Source organism: Massilia sp. Bi118, from assembly GCF_918697865.1.
Classification (GTDB): Bacteria; Pseudomonadota; Gammaproteobacteria; order Burkholderiales; family Burkholderiaceae_D; genus Telluria.
The window spans coordinates 18,157-36,290 of record NZ_CAKKMV010000018.1 but is presented as its reverse complement, the minus strand read 5'-3'; the positions used below and the strand labels follow the sequence as shown (position 1 = coordinate 36,290).

Annotated in this window: 18 protein-coding genes and 1 pseudogene; 10 read left to right on the top strand and 9 right to left on the bottom strand. The window is 59.0% G+C overall.

Translation table 11 applies throughout. The features are described from left to right. Positions 1 to 14 precede the first annotated feature (14 nt). Positions 15 to 413 (top strand): Hg(II)-responsive transcriptional regulator, encoded by a 399-nt coding sequence (gene merR, locus LQV39_RS22390; RefSeq protein WP_230029393.1) that lies wholly within the window; start codon positions 15 to 17, stop codon positions 411 to 413. Between the two features lie 153 nt (positions 414 to 566). Further along, positions 567 to 896 (top strand): YnfA family protein, encoded by a 330-nt coding sequence (locus tag LQV39_RS22385; protein WP_374199460.1) that lies wholly within the window; start codon positions 567 to 569, stop codon positions 894 to 896. Between the two features lie 50 nt (positions 897 to 946). On the opposite strand, the gene arsH is transcribed toward LQV39_RS22385, so the two are convergent. The 6 genes from arsH to LQV39_RS22355 all read right to left on the bottom strand — a co-directional run bounded on the left by arsH (position 947) and on the right by LQV39_RS22355 (position 4,885). Continuing rightward, the gene (gene arsH / locus LQV39_RS22380; protein ID WP_230029392.1) at positions 947 to 1,663 is read right to left on the bottom strand and encodes an arsenical resistance protein ArsH; all 717 of its coding nucleotides are present in this window, start codon (positions 1,661 to 1,663) and stop codon (positions 947 to 949) included. Further along, the gene (gene arsC, locus LQV39_RS22375; protein ID WP_230029391.1) at positions 1,660 to 2,082 is read right to left on the bottom strand and encodes an arsenate reductase (glutaredoxin); all 423 of its coding nucleotides are present in this window, start codon (positions 2,080 to 2,082) and stop codon (positions 1,660 to 1,662) included. Before arsC ends, arsH begins: the two co-directional genes overlap by 4 nt. Before the next feature lie 13 nt (positions 2,083 to 2,095). Next, positions 2,096 to 3,376, bottom strand: a complete 1,281-nt coding sequence (locus LQV39_RS22370) for an arsenic transporter (protein WP_230029390.1) — start codon at positions 3,374 to 3,376, stop codon at positions 2,096 to 2,098. Between the two features lie 74 nt (positions 3,377 to 3,450). Next, the gene (locus LQV39_RS22365; RefSeq protein ID WP_230029389.1) at positions 3,451 to 3,930 is read right to left on the bottom strand and encodes an arsenate reductase ArsC; all 480 of its coding nucleotides are present in this window, start codon (positions 3,928 to 3,930) and stop codon (positions 3,451 to 3,453) included. Positions 3,931 to 3,966: 36 nt separating this feature from the next. Continuing rightward, the gene (locus LQV39_RS22360) at positions 3,967 to 4,311 is read right to left on the bottom strand and encodes a helix-turn-helix transcriptional regulator (protein ID WP_230029388.1); all 345 of its coding nucleotides are present in this window, start codon (positions 4,309 to 4,311) and stop codon (positions 3,967 to 3,969) included. A 61-nt stretch (positions 4,312 to 4,372) separates the two neighbouring features. Beyond that, on the bottom strand, positions 4,373 to 4,885 hold the full coding sequence (locus tag LQV39_RS22355) for an arsenate reductase ArsC (RefSeq protein ID WP_230029462.1): 513 nt from the start codon (positions 4,883 to 4,885) through the stop codon (positions 4,373 to 4,375). Between the two features lie 232 nt (positions 4,886 to 5,117). Here LQV39_RS22355 and LQV39_RS22350 point away from each other — a divergent pair, with 232 nt between their 5' ends. The 3 genes from LQV39_RS22350 to LQV39_RS22340 are packed head-to-tail and all read left to right on the top strand — an operon-like array spanning position 5,118 to position 8,148. Continuing rightward, positions 5,118 to 6,527, top strand: a complete 1,410-nt coding sequence (locus LQV39_RS22350) for an FAD-dependent oxidoreductase (RefSeq protein WP_230029387.1) — start codon at positions 5,118 to 5,120, stop codon at positions 6,525 to 6,527. Between the two features lie 51 nt (positions 6,528 to 6,578). Beyond that, positions 6,579 to 7,793: an MFS transporter gene (locus LQV39_RS22345; RefSeq protein ID WP_230029386.1), complete on the top strand. Its 1,215-nt coding sequence runs from the start codon at positions 6,579 to 6,581 to the stop codon at positions 7,791 to 7,793. A 37-nt stretch (positions 7,794 to 7,830) separates the two neighbouring features. Next, positions 7,831 to 8,148 (top strand): helix-turn-helix transcriptional regulator, encoded by a 318-nt coding sequence (locus tag LQV39_RS22340; RefSeq protein WP_230029385.1) that lies wholly within the window; start codon positions 7,831 to 7,833, stop codon positions 8,146 to 8,148. Positions 8,149 to 8,177: 29 nt separating this feature from the next. Here LQV39_RS22340 and LQV39_RS22335 read toward each other — a convergent pair whose 3' ends face one another. Continuing rightward, on the bottom strand, positions 8,178 to 8,435 hold the full coding sequence (locus tag LQV39_RS22335; RefSeq protein WP_230029461.1) for a GNAT family N-acetyltransferase: 258 nt from the start codon (positions 8,433 to 8,435) through the stop codon (positions 8,178 to 8,180). A 298-nt stretch (positions 8,436 to 8,733) separates the two neighbouring features. Here LQV39_RS22335 and LQV39_RS22330 point away from each other — a divergent pair. Further along, a pseudogene (locus tag LQV39_RS22330) lies at positions 8,734 to 9,885 on the top strand (PA0069 family radical SAM protein); the annotation flags it as partial. Between the two features lie 260 nt (positions 9,886 to 10,145). Here LQV39_RS22330 and LQV39_RS22325 read toward each other — a convergent pair. Beyond that, entirely contained in the window at positions 10,146 to 11,933 is a 1,788-nt protein-coding gene (locus LQV39_RS22325) for a UvrD-helicase domain-containing protein (RefSeq protein ID WP_230029384.1), read from the bottom strand. Between the two features lie 2 nt (positions 11,934 to 11,935). After that, entirely contained in the window at positions 11,936 to 14,068 is a 2,133-nt protein-coding gene (locus tag LQV39_RS22320; protein ID WP_230029383.1) for an ATP-dependent endonuclease, read from the bottom strand. Between the two features lie 405 nt (positions 14,069 to 14,473). Here LQV39_RS22320 and LQV39_RS22315 point away from each other — a divergent pair, with 405 nt between their 5' ends. The 4 genes from LQV39_RS22315 (at position 14,474) to LQV39_RS22300 (ending at position 18,132) form a co-directional block, all read left to right on the top strand. Next, the gene (locus LQV39_RS22315) at positions 14,474 to 15,442 is read left to right on the top strand and encodes a PA0069 family radical SAM protein (RefSeq protein WP_307727865.1); all 969 of its coding nucleotides are present in this window, start codon (positions 14,474 to 14,476) and stop codon (positions 15,440 to 15,442) included. A gap of 100 nt (positions 15,443 to 15,542) precedes the next feature. Then, positions 15,543 to 16,106 carry an AAA family ATPase gene (locus tag LQV39_RS22310; protein WP_230029382.1) on the top strand — a complete coding sequence of 188 codons (564 nt, stop codon included), beginning with the start codon at positions 15,543 to 15,545 and terminating at the stop codon, positions 16,104 to 16,106. Between the two features lie 9 nt (positions 16,107 to 16,115). Then, positions 16,116 to 16,682, top strand: coding sequence for an RNA 2'-phosphotransferase (locus tag LQV39_RS22305; RefSeq protein WP_230029381.1), 567 nt, complete (start codon positions 16,116 to 16,118; stop codon positions 16,680 to 16,682). Positions 16,683 to 16,806: 124 nt separating this feature from the next. Continuing rightward, entirely contained in the window at positions 16,807 to 18,132 is a 1,326-nt protein-coding gene (locus tag LQV39_RS22300) for a GGDEF domain-containing protein (protein ID WP_230029380.1), read from the top strand. Positions 18,133 to 18,134: the final 2 nt, after the last annotated feature.

Sequence of the window (18,134 nt, the reverse complement as noted above, 5' to 3'; positions counted from 1 at the left end):
ACGGAGTCAAGTGCATGACAGAGAAAATGACCATCAGCCGATTAGCAGGCGCCGCCGGTGTGAATGTGGAGACGGTCCGGTTCTATCAGCGAAGTGGACTGATCGATGAGCCGGCGCGGCCGTACAGTGGCTACCGCACCTATGGGAGCGAAGATGTACGCCGGATTCGATTCATCAAACGGGCACAGCTCCTTGGCTTTACGCTCGATGAAATCGCGAGCCTGCTCAAGCTGGAAGGCTCGCAGGCCTGTGCCAGTACCCGCGACCTGGCAGCAATGAAGCTCGCTATGGTAGAAGCTAAATTAAGCGATCTGCTCGCAATGAAAACGGCGCTCGCAACGATGGTATCGCGCTGTGACAGCGAGCAACCGAGTGCAAGTTGCCCAATAATCCAGGCACTGATCGATGACTGATTTCTGCTGGAATCAATTGGAAGCCGACCACGGTGCTGCGGCGAGGCTTACTCGTCTTTGTCGAGGCTCGACATTTGCTGAAAGGACTCTGCGACCTTGCTTAGTACTGGGCATGCAAGGCTGAAGAGTCCAGATAAACGGAAGAAAACATCAATGATTTGGAAGACCGGCCTGTTGTTCATTGCTACAGCTATCGCGGAAATTGTCGGCTGTTTTCTGCCGTATTTATGGCTCCGTAAGAACGGCCCGATCTGGCTACTTGTCCCGGCGGCGGCAAGCCTGGCGCTCTTCGTGGGGCTGCTGACTTTGCACCCGGCAGCCAGCGGCCGCGTGTATGCGGCATATGGCGGCGTCTACGTTGCCACTGCACTGGTCTGGCTACGCGTGGTCGACGGGGTGAAGCTATCGACCATGGACTGGGCCGGCGCAGCAATCGCCTTGTTTGGCATGGCGATTATTGTCTCCGGCTGGTCTAGAGGATGAGGCTCGGCCGCAGATAAGAGCTCTGCCGGCGCCAACCCGGCCCCAGCAGTTCAAATTTTTTCGATCTGCCGGTTGATCGCCTTGAGCGCACGCTCGTTCCGCTCGCTGTAGCGGTCGGTCAGATAATCGGTTCGTCCTCGCATCAGCAGCGTGATCTTGAATAGTTCCTCCATTACGTCGACCACCCGATCATAGTACCCCGACGGCCGCATCCGGCCTTCGTCGTCGAATTCCTTGTACGCCATCGGCACCGAGGACTGGTTCGGGATCGTGAACATGCGCATCCAGCGCCCCAGCAGACGCAGGGTGTTCACCACGTTGAAGGATTGCGAACCGCCGCAGACCTGCATCACCGCTAGCGTGCGTCCCTGGCTCGGCCGGATTGCGCCCATCTCCAGCGGGATCCAGTCGATCTGGTTCTTCATCACCGCCGTGATCGCGCCATGACGCTCCGGGCTGCACCACACCTGGCCTTCCGACCACAGGCAGAGTTCGCGCAGCTCGACGACCTTCGGATGCGTTTCCGGAACACTCCCCACTATCGGCAGTTCCATCGGATCGAAGATCTTTACCTCGGCGCCGAAGTGCTCAAGGATGCGCGCGGCTTCTTCGGTGAGGAAGCGGCTGAAGGAGCGTTCGCGCAGCGAGCCGTACAGCATCAGGATACGAGGCGGGTGGCTCAGGTCGCCCACCGGCGCGAGCTTCTCGAGCGCAGGCTGGTCCAGGAGCTCCGGCTTGATATTGGGGAGATTAGGGATTTTGCTCATTTGATTCGCTTTCCTTGTTCGTCGACGACAGCTTCACCGTCCTCTTTCGAGAACGCAGCACGTTGAGGCGCCGGCAGGATGTCCAGCACGACTTCAGACGGGCGGCACAGGCGGACACCGACGAAAGGCCTGTTGATGAGAATCGGATGCGCGAGCATTGCGTCGATCAGCTGCTCGTCCGTCGTCGCGGGATCATTCAGGCCGAGCTCCATGAATGGCGTGCCTTTTTCGCGTACGGCGCCGCGAACCGGCAGGCCCGCGCGCTGAACCAGGTCCACCAGTGTTGCTCGGTCGGGCGCGTTCTTCAAGTATTCGATCACGGTCGGCTCGATGCTGGCATTGCGGATGAGTGCCAGCGTGTTGCGCGAGGTTCCGCAATCGGGGTTGTGATAGATCGTGACGTCTAGTGCCTTGTCCATGTTCGGTCCTTTCTCAGCTCAGGCGCAGGGCGAGCGCGCTCAGGGTCACCAGGAGGATCGGCAGGGTCAGCAGGATACCGATCCGGAAGTAGTAGCCCCAGGAGATCTGGATATTCTTCGCCGACAGCACGTGCAGCCACAACAGCGTGGCGAGGCTACCAATCGGGGTGATCTTCGGGCCGAGGTCGGCGCCGATCACGTTCGCATACACCATCGCCTCACGCACAACGCCCTGTGCCGTCGTGGCGTCGATTGCCAGCGCGCCCACGAGCACGGTCGGCATATTATTCATGATCGACGACAGGATGGCAGTGATGAAGCCGGTGCCGAGCGCTGCGCCCCAGATGCCGTGTTCAGCGCAGCGGTTGAGCAGGGCAGTCAGGTAGTCCGTCAGGCCGGCGTTACGCAATCCGTAGACCACTAGGTACATCCCCAGCGAGAATACGACGACCTGCCATGGGGCGCCGCGCAGCACTTCACGGGTGGAGATCCGGTGCCCGCGCGCAGCGACAGCCAGCAGCAGCACTGCGCCAACCGCGGCCACGGCGCTGATCGGGATGCCGGCTTCGTCAAGCCAGAAGAAACCGACCAGCAGCATGCCCAGCACCCACCAGCCGGTGACGAAGGTGGCACGGTCGTGGATGGCCTCCTCGGGGCGTTTCAATTGCGTCAGGTCGTAATCAGCGGGAATGTCCTTGCGGAAGAACCAGACCAGCGCGGCAAGTGTCGCGGCCACTGACACCAGGTTCACCGGCACCATCACTGCGGCGTAGCGCGCAAAGCCAATATTGAAATAGTCGGCCGAGACGATATTCACGAGGTTCGACACGACCAGCGGCAGGCTAGCAGTGTCGGCAATGAAGCCGGCCGCCATTACGAATGCCAGCGTGGCTTTCGGCGAAAACCGCAAAGCGACCAGCATGGCGATGACGATGGGCGTCAGGATCAGCGCGGCGCCGTCGTTCGCGAACAGCGCGGCCACGGCCGCACCCAGCAAGACAAGAAGCACAAACAGGCGCCGGCCGCTACCGCCGCCCCAACGCGCCACGTGCAGCGCAGCCCACTCGAAGAAGCCTGCCTTGTCGAGCAGGAGGCTGATGATGATGACGGCCACGAACGCACCGGTGGCATTCCAGACGATATGCCAGACGGTCGGGATGTCGCTGACATGGATGACGCCCGCGAGCAGGGCCACGGCTGCGCCCGCGGCGGCGCTCCAGCCGATACCGAGGCCGCGAGGCTGCCAGATGACGAAGGTGAGGGTTATCAGGAAGATGAGAAAAGCGATCAGCACGGAAGTCTTTCAGGGAGCGACAGGCACAAGGACAAGCCGGGCAATGGCCCGGCTGACGTAACGGAAGGTGGCGTTCAGGCGCCGAGTTGGCCGATGCGGTCGAGTTCGGTCTTGAACTTCGCGCGGTCGGATTTCAACTCCTCGAGCGGCAGGGCGAGGAAGGCTTCGATACGTGCGCGGAGGATCGCGTAGGCCTTTTCGAAGGCGGCGTCGATTTCCTCTTCGGTACCGACGACGTGGCTCGGGTCTTCGACACCCCAATGCGTACGAAGCACCGGGCCGAGGTAGGCCGGGCAGGTTTCGCCGGCAGCGCTGGCACACACCGTTACCACGAGGTCAGGGGTGACGGGCAGATTATCCCAGGACTTGCTGTAGTAGCCTTCCGTGGAAATGCCTTTGCTGGCCAGGAGGGCAAGCGCCTTGTCGTTCAACTTGCCGGTCGGTTGGCTGCCTGCGCTGATGGCGTGCCAGCCAGTTGGAGCCAGATGGTTGAAGACGGCTTCACTGATGAGCGAGCGGCACGAATTGCCGGTGCAAAGAAAAAGTACGTTCACGGTAGACCTTTGGTTTAGAGGAAATAAGCGTAGAAATTAGCTTGTCTGGCTGGAAGCGATGGACTCGCATCCCGAGCCATTCGTTGGCGAACAAGGATTGCCGCCACAGCAGTTCTCGGTCAGGAAGCCCAGCAGCTGATTCATCGTGTCGAAGTTCGCTGCGTAAATGATGAAACGGCCTTCCTGGCGCGGAATCACCAGGTTGGCGTGGGTAAGTTCTTTCAGATGAAAGGACAGCGATGAGGGAGGCGTGCCGAGTGCCTCGGCAATCTTGGTTGCGGAAAGTCCTGCAGGGCCAGCCTGCACGAGCAAGCGAAAGGTTGCCAGCCTTGATTCCTGGGCGAGGGCGGCAAGCGCGGCAAGTGCGGGTTTCGTATCCATGATCTCATCCAAATATTTGATAATTCCAGTATAGTGGAATTGATGCCTACACGGCAAGCCTTCACAAGAGCGGCACTTCCAAGCGACCGATGGCAGCCAGCTCGTTCTGGATCGCCAGGCGCGACAGGGTCGCAAATGGAAGCATCGAAAAGATGTCGAGGCGATTCTTGATCTCGCGGCATGTGCGGGCAAAGACTTGGCGATGCTCCTGGTCGCTCCCCACGAATGCTGCTGGATCTTCGAAGCTCCAATGCGCCGTGATCGGGTGCCCTGGCCAGCGGGGACACGCCTCGCCAGCGGCCTTGTCGCATACCGTGATCACGAAGTCCATGTGCGGAGCATCGGCAACTGCGTACTCATTCCAGCTCTTGCTGCGCAGGCCGTCGACGGGGAAGCCGAGCCGTTCAATCTGCTCGATCGCAAAGGGATGCACCGCGCTGCCTGGATGGCTTCCTGCGCTGTAGGCACGAAACCGGGCCGCACTGGTCGCGTTGAGAATTGCCTCGGCAATAATGCTGCGCGAGGAGTTACCGGTGCAAAGAAATAGTACGTTGAAAACCCTGCTTTCAGTCATGGTGGTCTCGACCTGTTCGGTTGATTGATACGACACTTCCAAATATATCGAAATATCTTGACCGTTTGATGACATGAGAGATATTCTATATTCGTCGATTAACGAATTAGCGGTTGAGGAGCGCGTCCGGATCTATCGTTGCGCCTGCTCATTCGTAATTCGACGAAATAGGAATGCCGAGGTTTGGCTGCGGACCAATAGAACTTTGCCTGACTAGATGAGGAGAACAAGAATGAATAGCAACGAAGAACAACAACTGCCTGTGGCGGTGCTTGGAGCTGGCCCCGTAGGCCTTGCGGCGGCTGCGCACTTGATCGAGCGGGGTCTGACGCCGCTGATTCTCGAAGCTGGTCCCGAGGTGGGCGCCAACCTCGCCACCTACCGCCATGTGCGCTTGTTCTCGCCCTGGCAATACAACGTCGACAAGGCGGCCCGCCGCCTCCTGCAGCAGCACGGTTGGACTGCGCCGCCGGACGACGGGCTGCCGACCGCCGGCGAACTACTTGACGCTTACCTCGCTCCGCTCGCAGCGATGCCTGCAATTGCGGCCAAGCTGCTGCTGGGGCAGCGCGTCATTGCCGTCACACGCGTCGGCTTCGACAAGGTCAAGACCAAGGGCCGTGAGGCCGCACCCTTCTTGATCCGCACAGAAACGGCGGACGGGACACGGCAGTACCTGGCCAGTGCCGTCATCGACGCTACCGGCACCTGGTCGCACCAGAATCCCTTGGGTGCCGATGGCATCCCCGCGCTTGGCGAAACGGCATTGGGGGCGCGAATCGACTACGGCATGCCCGATGTGCTGGGCAGCGCGCGCGAACGCTTCGCGGGCCGGCGCGTGCTGGTCGTCGGGGCCGGGCACTCCGCAGCCGGAAGCTTGCTCGCGCTCGCGCAACTAGCCGAGGAATATCCGAAGACCAGCATCGTGTGGGCAACCCGCGGCAGCAACCTTAGCCGGGTGTTCGGCGGCGGCGAAGCCGATGGCCTGCAGGCACGTGGCCAGCTCGGGATGCGTTTAAAGGCCCTGCGCAACTCCGGCGGGCTGGAGTTGCGCCAGAACTTCCGGATCGAACAACTGGAAGAAGTCGACGGCCGGATCCGTGTGACCGGAGAGCCGGTCAGTGGCGCCACGCCGGTGATCGACGGGATCGACCGCATTATCTGCGCGGCCGGGGCCCGACCAGACCTCGCGCTGACTCGCGAACTACGCCTGCGTCATGATCCATGGCTCGAGAGCACCGATGCGCTGGCGCCCCTGATCGATCCGAACGAGCACAGCTGCGGCACCGTTCGTCCGCACGGACACAACGAGCTGGCCCACCCGGAACCCGGCTACTACGCCGTCGGTGCGAAGAGCTATGGCCGCGCCCCTAATTTCTTGATGGCGACAGGTTACGAGCAGGTTCGCTCCGTGGTTGCAGCGCTTGTTGGCGATATGGCTGCGGCCGACGACGTGCAACTCGACCTGCCGGAAACGGGCGTGTGCAAGACACGGCTGGCGTACGAAGATGGCGCATCCGAGTCGGCAGTATCCTGTTGCGGTGTCCCGGAGGCTCAGGCCGCTAGCTGCTGCGTCCCAGCACCGTCTCCGTCCGGCGCTTGTGGCTGCAGTGCGCCGGCCAAAACCAGCTGCTGCGCCTGATCGAATGAACTGCCGCCGGTGCGAGCCGGCGGCGCGAACCTGGAGCCTCACGTGCATCAGTCCTCGAAGACTATCGGCATCCTCGCCGTCACCCAGATCGTGTCCTGGGGATCGCTTTACTACGCCTTCACCATCCTGGCACCCGGCATCCAGCGTGACCTGGCGCTCGCGCCGGAACTCGTGTTCGGCGCCTTTTCCTGGGCCTTGCTCGTTGCGGGATTGGCCTCAACGCCAACGGGCATGCTGCTGGACCGCTATGGCGGACGCTACGTGATGGCGACTGGTTCGGTCCTGTGTACTCTCGGACTGGTTTGGCTCAGCCGCTGCACCGGTGTCGCATCCTACTATGTCGCCTGGACGCTGATTGGCGTGGCGATGGCGCTCACGCTGTACGAGGCCGCTTTCGCCACGCTCAACCGCAAGCTCGAGACGGGGTCCAGAAAAGCGATTTCGACCTTGACGCTGTTTGGCGGTTTCGCCAGCACAGTGTTCTGGCCATTGACCGCCAAACTGCATACGATGCTCGGCTGGCGCGACACCTACCTCTGGTATGGGGTCATACAGCTTGTAATTTGCGTGCCGCTGCATCTCTGGCTAGGCACCGATCCCACCCGCGGCAAGTTGAGGGATCCAGAAGGTGCGCCCCGGAGCCATACCCTGGCGGAAGCTTTGCGGCACCAAGCGTTCTGGATGCTGGCACTGGCATTCTCGGCCAATGCATTCATTTTCTCGGCCATGTCGGTCCACCTGATCCCGTTGCTCGGGCACCTGGGCGCATCCGCGACGCTGGCGGTCATGCTGGCCACGCTGATCGGTCCGATGCAGGTTGCTGGGCGTATTGGAGAGATGACGCTCGGGCGGAATACACCGCCGCAAACGGTCGGCAAGTTGACGTTCTCCATGCTCCCCGCCGCCTTGCTAGTCCTCGTGCTGTTTGGTTCGCAGGCTTGGGCGGCCGCCTCTTTCTGCGTGCTTTACGGTTTGAGTAACGGCATCCTGACCATCGTGCGTGGCTCGGTTCCTCAAGCGCTGTTCGGCCGCGAGAACTATGGCGCAATCTCCGGTGCGATGGCAGGCCCGTCGCTCCTTTCGAAGGCGGCTGGGCCCCTGGCCGCGGCAGCAATCCTGCGATACGACAGCGGTCCTTTGGTATTGCTGTTCGTGCTGCTTGCCATGTCTGTCGCTTCGCTTGCGTTCTACCTTCGAGCGGTCGCCGCCGAACCATCGCGGCAGTACGCCAAAGCTTTTGACAAGAGTGTCTCCTGACGTCTATTCTGCGTTCGCCAAACAACGAACAAACCCTATGTCCAAACCCTGCTGTCCGCCAACTACTCCTCGCGCACGTGATACGGAAATCGATGCTGATGACCTGGCACGCATGTGCAAGGCACTCGCGCATCCTGCACGTATCCAGCTGCTCCGCCACCTGATCGATTATGGCGAGTGCTACTTCGGGAAGCTGACGGATGTATTGCCGCTGGCGCCGTCGACGATTTCCCAGCATGTCACGATCCTGAAGGAAGCCGGCCTTATCGAGGGCTCGTCGGATGTGCAGCGAGTCTGCTACTGTGTCAATCAGGAGCGGCTGCAGCAACTGAAGCTTGCGATCGGAGAGCTGTAGGGTAGGGGAGAACGTGCCTCCTCTTGCTCTTACTTGCTGAGCTTGAGTTCCCAGTATCCCACGTCGATCCAGCGCTCGAACTTCATGCCGACCTCGCAGAAGTGGGAGGCCTTGTAGAGTCCCAGCTTTTCGTGCAGCGCGATGCTATCCTCGTCCGGTAACGCGATACCGCCAATCACCAGGTGAAGTTCGCGTTGGCGCAGTTCATCCAATAGCGCGTTGTAGAACATGTGACCCAGTCCTCGCCCAGTGAATGCCTGGTCCAGGTAGATCGTACTCTCTACCAAATAGCGGTACGCCGGCCGGGTCCGCCACTTGGTGGCGTAGGCATATAACCCACGATCTTGCCATCGACTTCCAGAATCAGCCAAGGCAGACCGGCAGCGCGAACGTCAGCGCTTTGCCCCCCCGAGCTGTCGAACCGAGCACCGAATCTATCTCCATGGTCTTGACAAATCGAAAATTCATGTTCGTTTTGTCGTTGACTTCGCACACGTAGTGCTAAAGGTGGTTGCGTTCACTGTACGAGTTAGCTACACTCCACCGTATAACTGTATGGATATACAGTACTTTGGAGCTAGCGCTATGAACATGGCAAATTTCAGCGAAGTTCGACTGCAACCGATTCATCTAGTGAAGGGGCGAGGGGCTACAAGCAACCTCCAGGGACGGTACGAGGTAGAAAAACGAGAGCGCTTTTACGACGGCTGGGCTACAGAAGGTACGGATTCGTCTGAAGACCGTCGGCTCAAGACAGAGGTTACTACGGAATTTGCTAAGAGCATTCTTTCCCGCAACTCTTCTCCTGACATCCCATTCAATGTTTCTTTGAATCCATATAGGGGATGTGAGCATGGCTGTATTTATTGCTTTGCTAGGCCCTCGCATAGCTACCTTGGCCTATCGCCCGGGTTGGACTTCGAAAGCCGCATTTTCGCCAAGGTGAACGCCGCTGATCTATTGCGCCGCGAGCTGGCCAAGCCGGGCTACGTGCCCGAAAGCATCGCCATCGGCGTCAACACCGACGCCTACCAGCCATGCGAGCGCGATCGCCGCATCACGCGCGAAGTGCTTGAGGTGCTGGGCGAGTGTAACCACCCGTATGGCCTGATTACCAAGTCCGCGCTGATCGAGCGCGACATTGATCTGATCGCGCCAATGGCGGAGAAGGGGCTGGCCGGAGCGGCTATCACCATCACTACGCTTGATGGCGAAATCGCGCGCACGCTCGAGCCACGCGCGGCAGCGCCAGCGCGCCGCCTGCGCGCGATCCGCACCCTGACCGAGGCCGGCATCCCCGTCAGCGTCAGTGTGGCGCCGATTATCCCGTTTATCACAGAACCGGAAATCGAACGCATTCTCGAAGCCGCCAAGGACGCCGGCGCCGTCGGCGCGCACTACACGGTCTTGCGCATGCCTTGGGAAGTGAATCCGCTGTTCCACCAGTGGCTGTATGCCCACTTCCCAGAGCGTGCCCAGCGAGTGCTGAACCGCATGAAGGACATGCACGCTGGCAAGGAGTACGACAGCGACTTCGGCAAGCGCATGAGCGGCGAGGGCGTGTGGGCCGATTTGATCCGTCAGCGCTTCACTAAGGCCGTCAAGCGATTGGGCCTGGATGGCTTCAATGGCCGCTTCAGCAAGATGGACGGCGCACAGTTCCGCCGCCCGCTGGTGGTGCCGTCGGCAGCCGCATGTCAGCGCCGGGATGAGGATGTGACCCAGTTGGACTTGTTCGGCGGCGCGCCGGCGGTCGAGGGCGGCGGCAAGCCAGCCAGCCGCAAGACCAAGGCGAGCCCGCAGCTGGATTTGTTCTGAACCGGGACCGCTATATTAGGCCAGTACGTGTTGGGCATTAGTGCTCAGTGGATTTTTGGCCGAGAAGGCAGTGCGGATAGATACTGCGGGAGAAGACGAGCATCTACACCGTTGCTCAGGTTCGCGTTCCGTCGTTTTTCTCTTGTAGTGTCTACGCATACTAAGCCTTTGAACACGAGCTAGATTTCGTCATAGTCAAATTGAATGTTTGTCAAGGCCGCCGTAGGTGCATAGGTGTTGTACCTTCCGCGCGGCCGCTCGCGTTCTGAAATAAGATGTAGATGTTTGCGTGCACGAGAGCAGGTTACATAAAGCAATTTTGTGGCGCTTTCATGCTGTTCCGGGTCGTTGAAATGGGGAACCATGCCTTGCAAAAGTCCGTAGGCAACTACAACATCGAATTCGCCCCCCTTAACGCCGTGAATTGTCGAAATTGTGATGCCACTGCGCTCCGCAAACACCTTTCTAAAAGTCTCGATGTCCCGAATCGACTCGGCTCCTTGTTGCGCGATCCTGTCGATGCGTGCCTCTGAACTTTCAAAGAACGCCTGATGATGTTCGGCCAGCGTTTGGAGTAGGCGATAGTCAATCTCCAACCAAGCGATGATCGCATCAAAATACTCGGACAAGTAGCGCAACCCGTCGTTTTGCGACGAATGAAACGCATTGGACGCTCGTAACAACGCCTTGGCACAAATTGTCGATGTTGGAGCTCCGGCGACGTTAAGGTCCCGAAGCACTTCGTTTGCCCAGCGTAGCCGCTTGACATACATTCTAGGAGATGCCTGAGTTAAGCCAACGCGCGCGAGCTTGTACCAAAAATTTTCGGGGTCGCGCGCAAAGGGAACCATACCAGGGCCGTCAAATTCATATTGCGGCATGGCGGCGATTAGCCGACGTGTCAGTGACGCCAAAGGCATCCATTGTGGCGCTAGAATGCAAATCTCGTGCTGACGAATACCGGCGTCCTCAATGCTGTGCGTCACTAGCCGTGTGATCTTATCAAGAAGGTTCGCTTGCGTCGTCAGGAAATCATAGGTAACCAAACTTGAAAAATCCCGGCCTGGGCCAACAGCAGAGATTTGAGTCCGGTGCAGGTTGTAGTTTTCAAAGTAAGTAACAATGCGCGCCGAACTGCGATAGTTGCCGGCGAGGGCTCTCAAATCCAACGTCAGCCCTGTGAGATTGGCGAAATCCTCAGGGGTGATCGAATAGCCACCTAGCGAGCTATAGATCGCCTGATTGGGGTCGCCAACCACAAAGGAGCGAACTTCACCATAACCGGCGCGCAAAATAGTTCCAATAATGACGTACTGAATTTCTTTAGTGTCTTGGTACTCATCTACTAAGATTAGGGAGAAAATGGAACTTAGTATCTTGGCAATCGATGGCTGGGTAGTAATGAGCTCACATGCACATTTCAAGATTAGTTCGAAGTCGATTAGGCGACGCTCCGCGAGTCTAGCCTGGTATCTTGCGACAACATCAGCAACATGAATTCTCTTATGTGGGTCGCACGAAACTTGCAAAGCCTCTGACGTATAGAAATAGTTGCAGTCATAGATGGTCACGCCGCGGTTCTGATCACGCAGCAATTCCTCTAGAATGGTTTCCCCATCGTGGGGACTGATTACGCCAAAACCATGCGCTAGAAGTGGATGATAGATAGCATATGGTCTGAGTATCCATTCAAGGCAGAACGCATGAATTGTGCCGATCCATAAGTGCTGTGTATCAACCCCTAGGCTCTCGATCCTGTCACGAATTTCATCTGCTGCGCGGTTGGTATAGGTGATTGCAACGATCCGTTGCTTGTCACTTGTCATTCGACTCAATTCATAAGCGATTTTATATGTTAAGGTTCGCGTTTTCCCGCTGCCAGGGCAGGCTGTCAGAAAAATATTTCCTGGTGCTAAGACTGCGGCTTCCTGCTCAGGGTTGAGATCTCCCGAATTCCATACAAACATGGCTAGACCTTAGCTAGGATTGGCAAGATTGCATCATTCGGCAGTTTCCCAAGTACCTCTGTACGCAGTCCCGCGAGATCGATCACGCCTTCCTCGTATTGAGAAATACTGCTCGTGAGGGACGTGAGTTCCGCGGCCTCTAAATTAGGGTCTAAGGAGCACTTGGCGCGATACCGCAAGATTTTGGCAAGCACATTACGGCTGGGCGTGCCATGTGCGAACAGGATTGCGTCTGCGATGTACTCAGGAATGACAACTTCGTGATCGATGTATCGTCCGAGCAGAATAGCGAACCATCCTTTCTTCGTTTTTTTAGCTAATTCCAGCGCAGCCCATCCAGAAATTGCGAGATGTGGCTCTTCAATCCAGTCGGTCCAACGTTCGATAGCAGCTTGCTGATGATATATCTCGGGTAACGCGCGGACTATGGGCTGCCTGTTCCCAGCAGCCACAAAGTCAACTTCAAATGTGTGTGGCGCGAAGAAAAGCTCGACATACGGGTTACCTGCAGCGAATCCGGTAAGTCGGTCGAATCGTCGATTCCCGTCTTCGGCCGATGCAATCGCGTCTCGCTTAGTTTTTGCCAATTCCGGGTCATCAGCGGGATTGGGCGTGACGTCGAAGAAAGTCGCATCACGATCGGTGATAATGCTACAGCGCTTACGAATTCTGTTGACATGGAAGAGATTGGCCACATTCTCGAAGCCCGTACTGCGAATATTGATTAGACTCACTCCAAGCTCATCGAGACTAAGTCCAAACACTGCTTTGACAAGGATCGGTATGAGAATCTCTTCAGCATCGCCCTCGACGAGTACAACACTCTTCGCGAACAGCAAACTGCATCGGACTGCATCCAAGTAGCGTTGGACGGCATCCTGTTGCTTTATCGTTAGCCCGTGTGCTGGCTGATACACCTCACAATAGTTACCGGTCCTTCCCAGGATATTGACATTGCGGATGTTGCTTACCTCGGAAATTTGCGTCGAGTGCGTGGAGAATATGACCTGTGTGTCTGGATACTTGAGGCGATCAAATAGCGTTTTTTGAATATGCGTATGAATGTGTGCCTCAGGTTCTTCGATGAGCAAGAAGTTGGCAAAAGATTGCTTGTCGCGCTGATACTTGAACTGAAGAAGCTTAAGAGTCAAGAAGATAAGATTTGCGCCACCGAGGCTTAGTTCATGAATGGCATCTTCATGGGCTGCATCGGTTTCGCCAACGAAGAGTTTCAGGGATTGAAAAAGTTTTTCCGCCTCGGCCGGAAGGTCTGATCGGATTGAGAGAGACGCCGGCGCATAGGCGTCACCAGCTGCATCATTGATGGTGCCATGAATGTCGGAACGCATGGCCTTGACTTCAGTCAGGAGTTCGATCGACTCGTTGAGCTGCGTTACTTGTGTCACGATAGGATCGAATTCGGCATGGTCGATTTCCCCAGTTTTGGAACGGAGTAACGCAAAAAGTGGATTCGTCCTAGTATTGTGAAATTCGGCAACCACATCTCGAAGCGCCTGAACGTATGTAAAGCAGACTTCCCGCTGGATGGCGAGGCTGTGGGGTAACCTAACACCGATTGCCGGAGCCTCTAAAACTGGTGGGAACTCTACCGTATCAAAATTGCCAACTAGAGCGCGATACACCGCCGGGTCGGTAAAGTCGGCTATGCTTTTTCCGGTGAGGATTGGCTCATAGTCGAGGACCGTGATTGATTCCCGCAATTGGAGAAGCGCATCTTGGTCGCCGGCCGCCAACTCAGCGAATGCTTGTCTTACTGATGCTTTTGGCCGGAAGATCAGGTTCAAGGTCGCTCGCTCCACCGGGTCCTCCCCTAGCACGCCAGTTTGGTGCACGAATAATGCCTGAATCGCCTCATCATCAGACACTTCGTCGAACTGCAGGCTGATAATGATCCAATGGCCACGCCAGTCGACAAGTCCGCGGTTGAAGTCGCGCTCTTCCAATCTCAGAGCAGAGCGAGCCATATTCTCGTCAAGTAGCAGTCGAATTGCGCGAAACACATTGGTTTTACCCGAACCATTTTCGCCGATGATTGTATTTAAGTTCTTGTTGAAGTGAAAATTTGCGCATGCAAAATTTCGGTAGTTCACCAGTTGCAGTCTTGAAATGTGCATTGGTGGGCCTCTTTCACTGATTGTTGTAATGAAATTATGGCATATCTTGCAACCTTTTAAGTTGTTTTTTGGAAATTTTCTTGTCTACTTTTCAGCGGGGTCACATGTGAGAGAAGAAGACGTATGGATGGCTATACCGGTCGCTTTGGCAAGCCGAACGCTTACAGTTCCGCCGGCCACTGGTCGTGCACCGGCAGCCGCGTGCCAGCACAGAAATGACGATATGACCCAGCCAGACCTGTTCGGTGGAGCGCCGGGGAGCGAGGGTGACGGCAAGTGTCTTGCTGCTGGCAGGCTCTATGTCGAACGCAATTGTTCATGAACAGTAGGTCGGATATAATATTGACTTAAGTTCATGTATATAAAGAGGAAGTAGAGTAGCTGCGAACAAAGCGAGGCGACATAATGCGCGGCTGCATCTATTGCTTCGCCCGTCCGTCGCACAGCTACCTCGGCCTGTCACCGGGGCTGGACTTCGAAAGCCGCCTGTTCGCCAAGGTAAATGCGGCCGACCTGCTGCGCCGCGAACTGGCCAAGCCCGGCTACGTGCCCGAGAGCATCGCGATCGGTGTGAACACGGACGCCTATCAACCCTGCGAGCGCGAGCGCGGCATCACGCGCGAAGTGCTGCAGGTGCTGGGTGAGTGCAATCATCCGTATGGCCTGATCACCAAGTCGGCGCTGATCGAGCGCGACATCGACCTGATCGCGCCGATGGCGGAGAAGGGCCTGGCGGCAGCGGCCATCACGCTCACGACCCTGGACGGGGAGATCGCCCGTACGCTGGAGCCACGCGCGGCCGCGCCCGCGCGCCGCCTGCGCGCGATCCGCACCCTGACCGAGGCCGGTATCCCGGTCAGCGTCAGCGTGGCGCCCATCATTCCCCTCATCACGGAACCGGAAATCGAGCGCATTCTCGAGGCTGCCAGGGACGCCGGCGCCGTCGGCGCCCATTACACGGTGTTGCGCATGCCGTGGGAGGTCAACCCCTTGTTCCATCAATGGTTGTACGCTCATTTTCCAGACCGTGCGCAACGCGTGCTGAACCGCATGAAAGATATGCATGCCGGTAAGGAATACGACAGCGACTTCGGCAAGCGCATGAGCGGCGAAGGCGTGTGGGCCGACCTTATCCGCCAGCGCTTCACGAAGGCGGTGAAGCGGCTGGGTATGGACGGCTTCAATGGCCGCTTCAGCAAGATGGACGGCGCGCAGTTCCGCCGGCCGCTGGTCGTTCCCTCGGCCGCCGCCTGCCAGCGCCGGGACGAGGACGTGACCCAGCTGGACCTGTTCGGCGGCGCGCCGGCGGTCGAGGGTGGCGGCAAGCCGGCCAGCAGGAAGACCAAGGCAAGTCCGCAGCTGGATTTGTTTTGACGGTCCGGTGCTCCGGCGCCGGCAGTGTCTTGTAGCCGGCGCCGCCGTCGGCTAGGATGGCGCTCTCATCTTTCTGGATGGCAGGTTTTTCGATCACGGGATGCATATGGAAGAGCAGGGCAGCAGCACAGCAGGGCAGGTCAAGCGGGTTGTCTTCGTCGGCGCGGAATCGACGGGCAAGTCGACCTTGTGCGAATATCTCGCGCGCCAGTACGGCAGCGTCGCCGTCCCCGAGATCGGCCGCTACATCTGGGAAGACAAGCAGGGCCAGCTGAACGCCGAGGACTACGTCGACATCGCCCTGCGCCACCGCGAGGCCGAGGACGAGCAGATGCCCTATGCCCGGCGCTACCTGTTCGTCGATACGAATGCGCTGACCACACTGCTGCTGGGCCTGGAATTCGGCCAGGTCACCGAGCCGGTACCAGCCGAGCTGCTGCGCTGCGCCGAAGAGTGCCGCGAGCGCTACGCCCATACCTTCGTCTGCGCGGACGACATCCCCTACGAAGAACAATCGGCGCGCGAGAACGAAGCCTGGCGCGCCCGCATCCACCAGCTGGTGCTGAAAGACCTGGAGGCGCGCGGCATCCCCTATACCCTGGTCAGCGGCAGCGTCGAGGAGCGCGCGCTGCAGGTGCGGCGCGTGATCGAGGGCGTCGTGTAAGCTGGGGGCATGCCCCAGGACCTCATCGTCGCCACCAGCAAGCTGCTCAGCTACGTGCTGCGCCACCGCCCCGACAGTATCGGGCTGGCGCTGGACGCCCACGGCTGGGCCGACACCGGCGAACTGCTGGCCTGCCTGGCGGCGCATGGCAAGCCGGTCGAGCGGGCGCTGCTCGAGCGCGTGGTCGCCGATAACGACAAGCAGCGCTTCGCCCTCAGCGAGGACGGCAGCCGCATCCGCGCCAGCCAGGGCCATTCCATCGCCGTCGACCTGCAGCTGAGAGAGGCGGAGCCGCCCGCCGTGCTCTACCACGGCACGGCCAGCCGCTTCCTGAAGGCCATCCTGGCGTCCGGGCTGAAGGCCGGGGCGCGCCACCACGTCCATCTGTCCGCCGATCTGCAGACCGCCACCCGCGTCGGCGCCCGCCATGGCTTCCCAGTCGTGCTGCGCGTCGATGCGGCGCGGATGCATGCGGACGGCATCGCTTTCTACCAGTCGGACAACGGCGTCTGGCTCACTGCCGGCGTGAAGCCGAAATACCTCAGCCAGGCTCCTTTGCCTACCCGCACCGGATAGTCCGGGTGTTGTTGTTGCGCCATGTCAGCACATGGCATCAAAAAAAGTTTCCATTTTTTATACCTTTCAGGGCAATATCCTTGTATGTTAGCCGTGCAAATCAGCATCCGACGGACCCTGCAAGATGCCCAGCCCTGTCCCGCTCTATAAATATCGCGCGCTGCTCCTGTCGCAGAGTTTCTTCATCAAGGACAACGCGGCCGAGCTGCGCCTGCACGCGCACAAATACGACTTCGACATGGCTTTCTTCAGCGAAGTCAGCCAGTTCGTGGCGGCGGTGGAGGGCGATACCGGCAACGGCCTGTTCGTGATCGACCTGGACGCCCTGCACAACATGCAGTCGGACATGCTCGACAGCCGCAAGACCCTGATGCTGGGCGAGCTGCTGCAGCGCCTGCCGGCCGGCAAGGAATACGTCTACCTGCAGAGCAGCCGCCAGGGCGGGCGCTACCTGCTGCAGCAGAAGCTGGTCGATTGCCACTGCCTGGCCTATGCCGAAAAGCCGATCGCCAACGACGTGCTGGTCGACAAGCTGTTCAAGCTCTTTGTCCAGCAGAAACGCGGCGACCTGGTGCGCCTGATGCATCTGGGCGACATGAGCGGCATGGACGAGGCCTGCCTGCACAAGGCGCGGATCGAGTTAATTGAACATGACCAGGCCCAGACCCTGCACCTGCGGGTGCGCGAGCTGCAGCCCGACCTGGTGCTGGTCAGCGATGCGGAGTTCGCGCGCACCGAGTCGCTGGCGTGGGTGCTCAAGAAGAACATCGAAGCCGATCCGGTGCGCGAAATCGTCCTGCTGCAGCGCCAGCCCGATGCGGCCCTGATGCAGCGCGCGCTGGCGAACGGTTTCGACGCCGTGCTGCCGGCCGGTGACGCCGAGCTGCTGTGCGCCCAGCTGATCAACCGGGCCAGCAAGATCCGCGTCAGCAAGGATTTGATTTCGAAAGACCGCGCGACCGGCCTGCTCAACAAGGTCGGCCTGCAGCAAAAGGCCCAGGAACTGATCCGCCAGGCGGCGCGCGAGGAGCGGCCGCTGGCCTATGGCGTGATCGACATCGACAAGTTCAAGACCATCAACGATACCTGGGGCCATTATTTTGGCGATATCGTGCTGAAGCGCCTGGCGGTCTGCCTGGCCTCCCACCTGGGCGAGCGCGACCTCCTCAGCCGCTTCGGCGGCGAGGAATTCGTGGTCGTGTTCTGGGATTGCACGGTGGAGGAGGGCTGGGCCCGGCTGGATGCGATGCGGCGTGCCTTCGGCGCCTTGCCTTTCGAAGTCCGCGCCGGCGACGTGCGGCGCTTTTCCTTCAGCGGCGGCATGGCCGCCTATCCGGCCTGCCAAACGGAGAATGCGCTCTTCCTGCGGGCCGACGCCATGCTCTACGAAGCCAAGCAGGGCGGGCGCGACCGCATCTGCCCGCCGCCGGTCGCCCAGGCGGCAGCTTAATT

What these genes read in the sequence shown, in the direction of transcription:
- LQV39_RS22305 (WP_230029381.1), top strand. Translation starts at nt 16,116, where the DNA reads ATGCCCCAGGACCTCATCGTCGCCACCAGCAAGCTGCTCAGCTACGTG.
- LQV39_RS22320 (WP_230029383.1), bottom strand. Translation starts at nt 14,068, where the DNA reads ATGCACATTTCAAGACTGCAACTGGTGAACTACCGAAATTTTGCATGC.
- LQV39_RS22355 (WP_230029462.1), bottom strand. Translation starts at nt 4,885, where the DNA reads ATGACTGAAAGCAGGGTTTTCAACGTACTATTTCTTTGCACCGGTAAC.
- LQV39_RS22325 (WP_230029384.1), bottom strand. Translation starts at nt 11,933, where the DNA reads ATGTTTGTATGGAATTCGGGAGATCTCAACCCTGAGCAGGAAGCCGCA.
- LQV39_RS22315 (WP_307727865.1), top strand. Translation starts at nt 14,474, where the DNA reads ATGCGCGGCTGCATCTATTGCTTCGCCCGTCCGTCGCACAGCTACCTC.
- LQV39_RS22385 (WP_374199460.1), top strand. Translation starts at nt 567, where the DNA reads ATGATTTGGAAGACCGGCCTGTTGTTCATTGCTACAGCTATCGCGGAA.
- LQV39_RS22300 (WP_230029380.1), top strand. Translation starts at nt 16,807, where the DNA reads ATGCCCAGCCCTGTCCCGCTCTATAAATATCGCGCGCTGCTCCTGTCG.
- LQV39_RS22350 (WP_230029387.1), top strand. Translation starts at nt 5,118, where the DNA reads ATGAATAGCAACGAAGAACAACAACTGCCTGTGGCGGTGCTTGGAGCT.
- LQV39_RS22340 (WP_230029385.1), top strand. Translation starts at nt 7,831, where the DNA reads ATGTCCAAACCCTGCTGTCCGCCAACTACTCCTCGCGCACGTGATACG.
- LQV39_RS22360 (WP_230029388.1), bottom strand. Translation starts at nt 4,311, where the DNA reads ATGGATACGAAACCCGCACTTGCCGCGCTTGCCGCCCTCGCCCAGGAA.
- arsC (WP_230029391.1), bottom strand. Translation starts at nt 2,082, where the DNA reads ATGGACAAGGCACTAGACGTCACGATCTATCACAACCCCGATTGCGGA.
- LQV39_RS22310 (WP_230029382.1), top strand. Translation starts at nt 15,543, where the DNA reads ATGCATATGGAAGAGCAGGGCAGCAGCACAGCAGGGCAGGTCAAGCGG.
- arsH (WP_230029392.1), bottom strand. Translation starts at nt 1,663, where the DNA reads ATGAGCAAAATCCCTAATCTCCCCAATATCAAGCCGGAGCTCCTGGAC.
- merR (WP_230029393.1), top strand. Translation starts at nt 15, where the DNA reads ATGACAGAGAAAATGACCATCAGCCGATTAGCAGGCGCCGCCGGTGTG.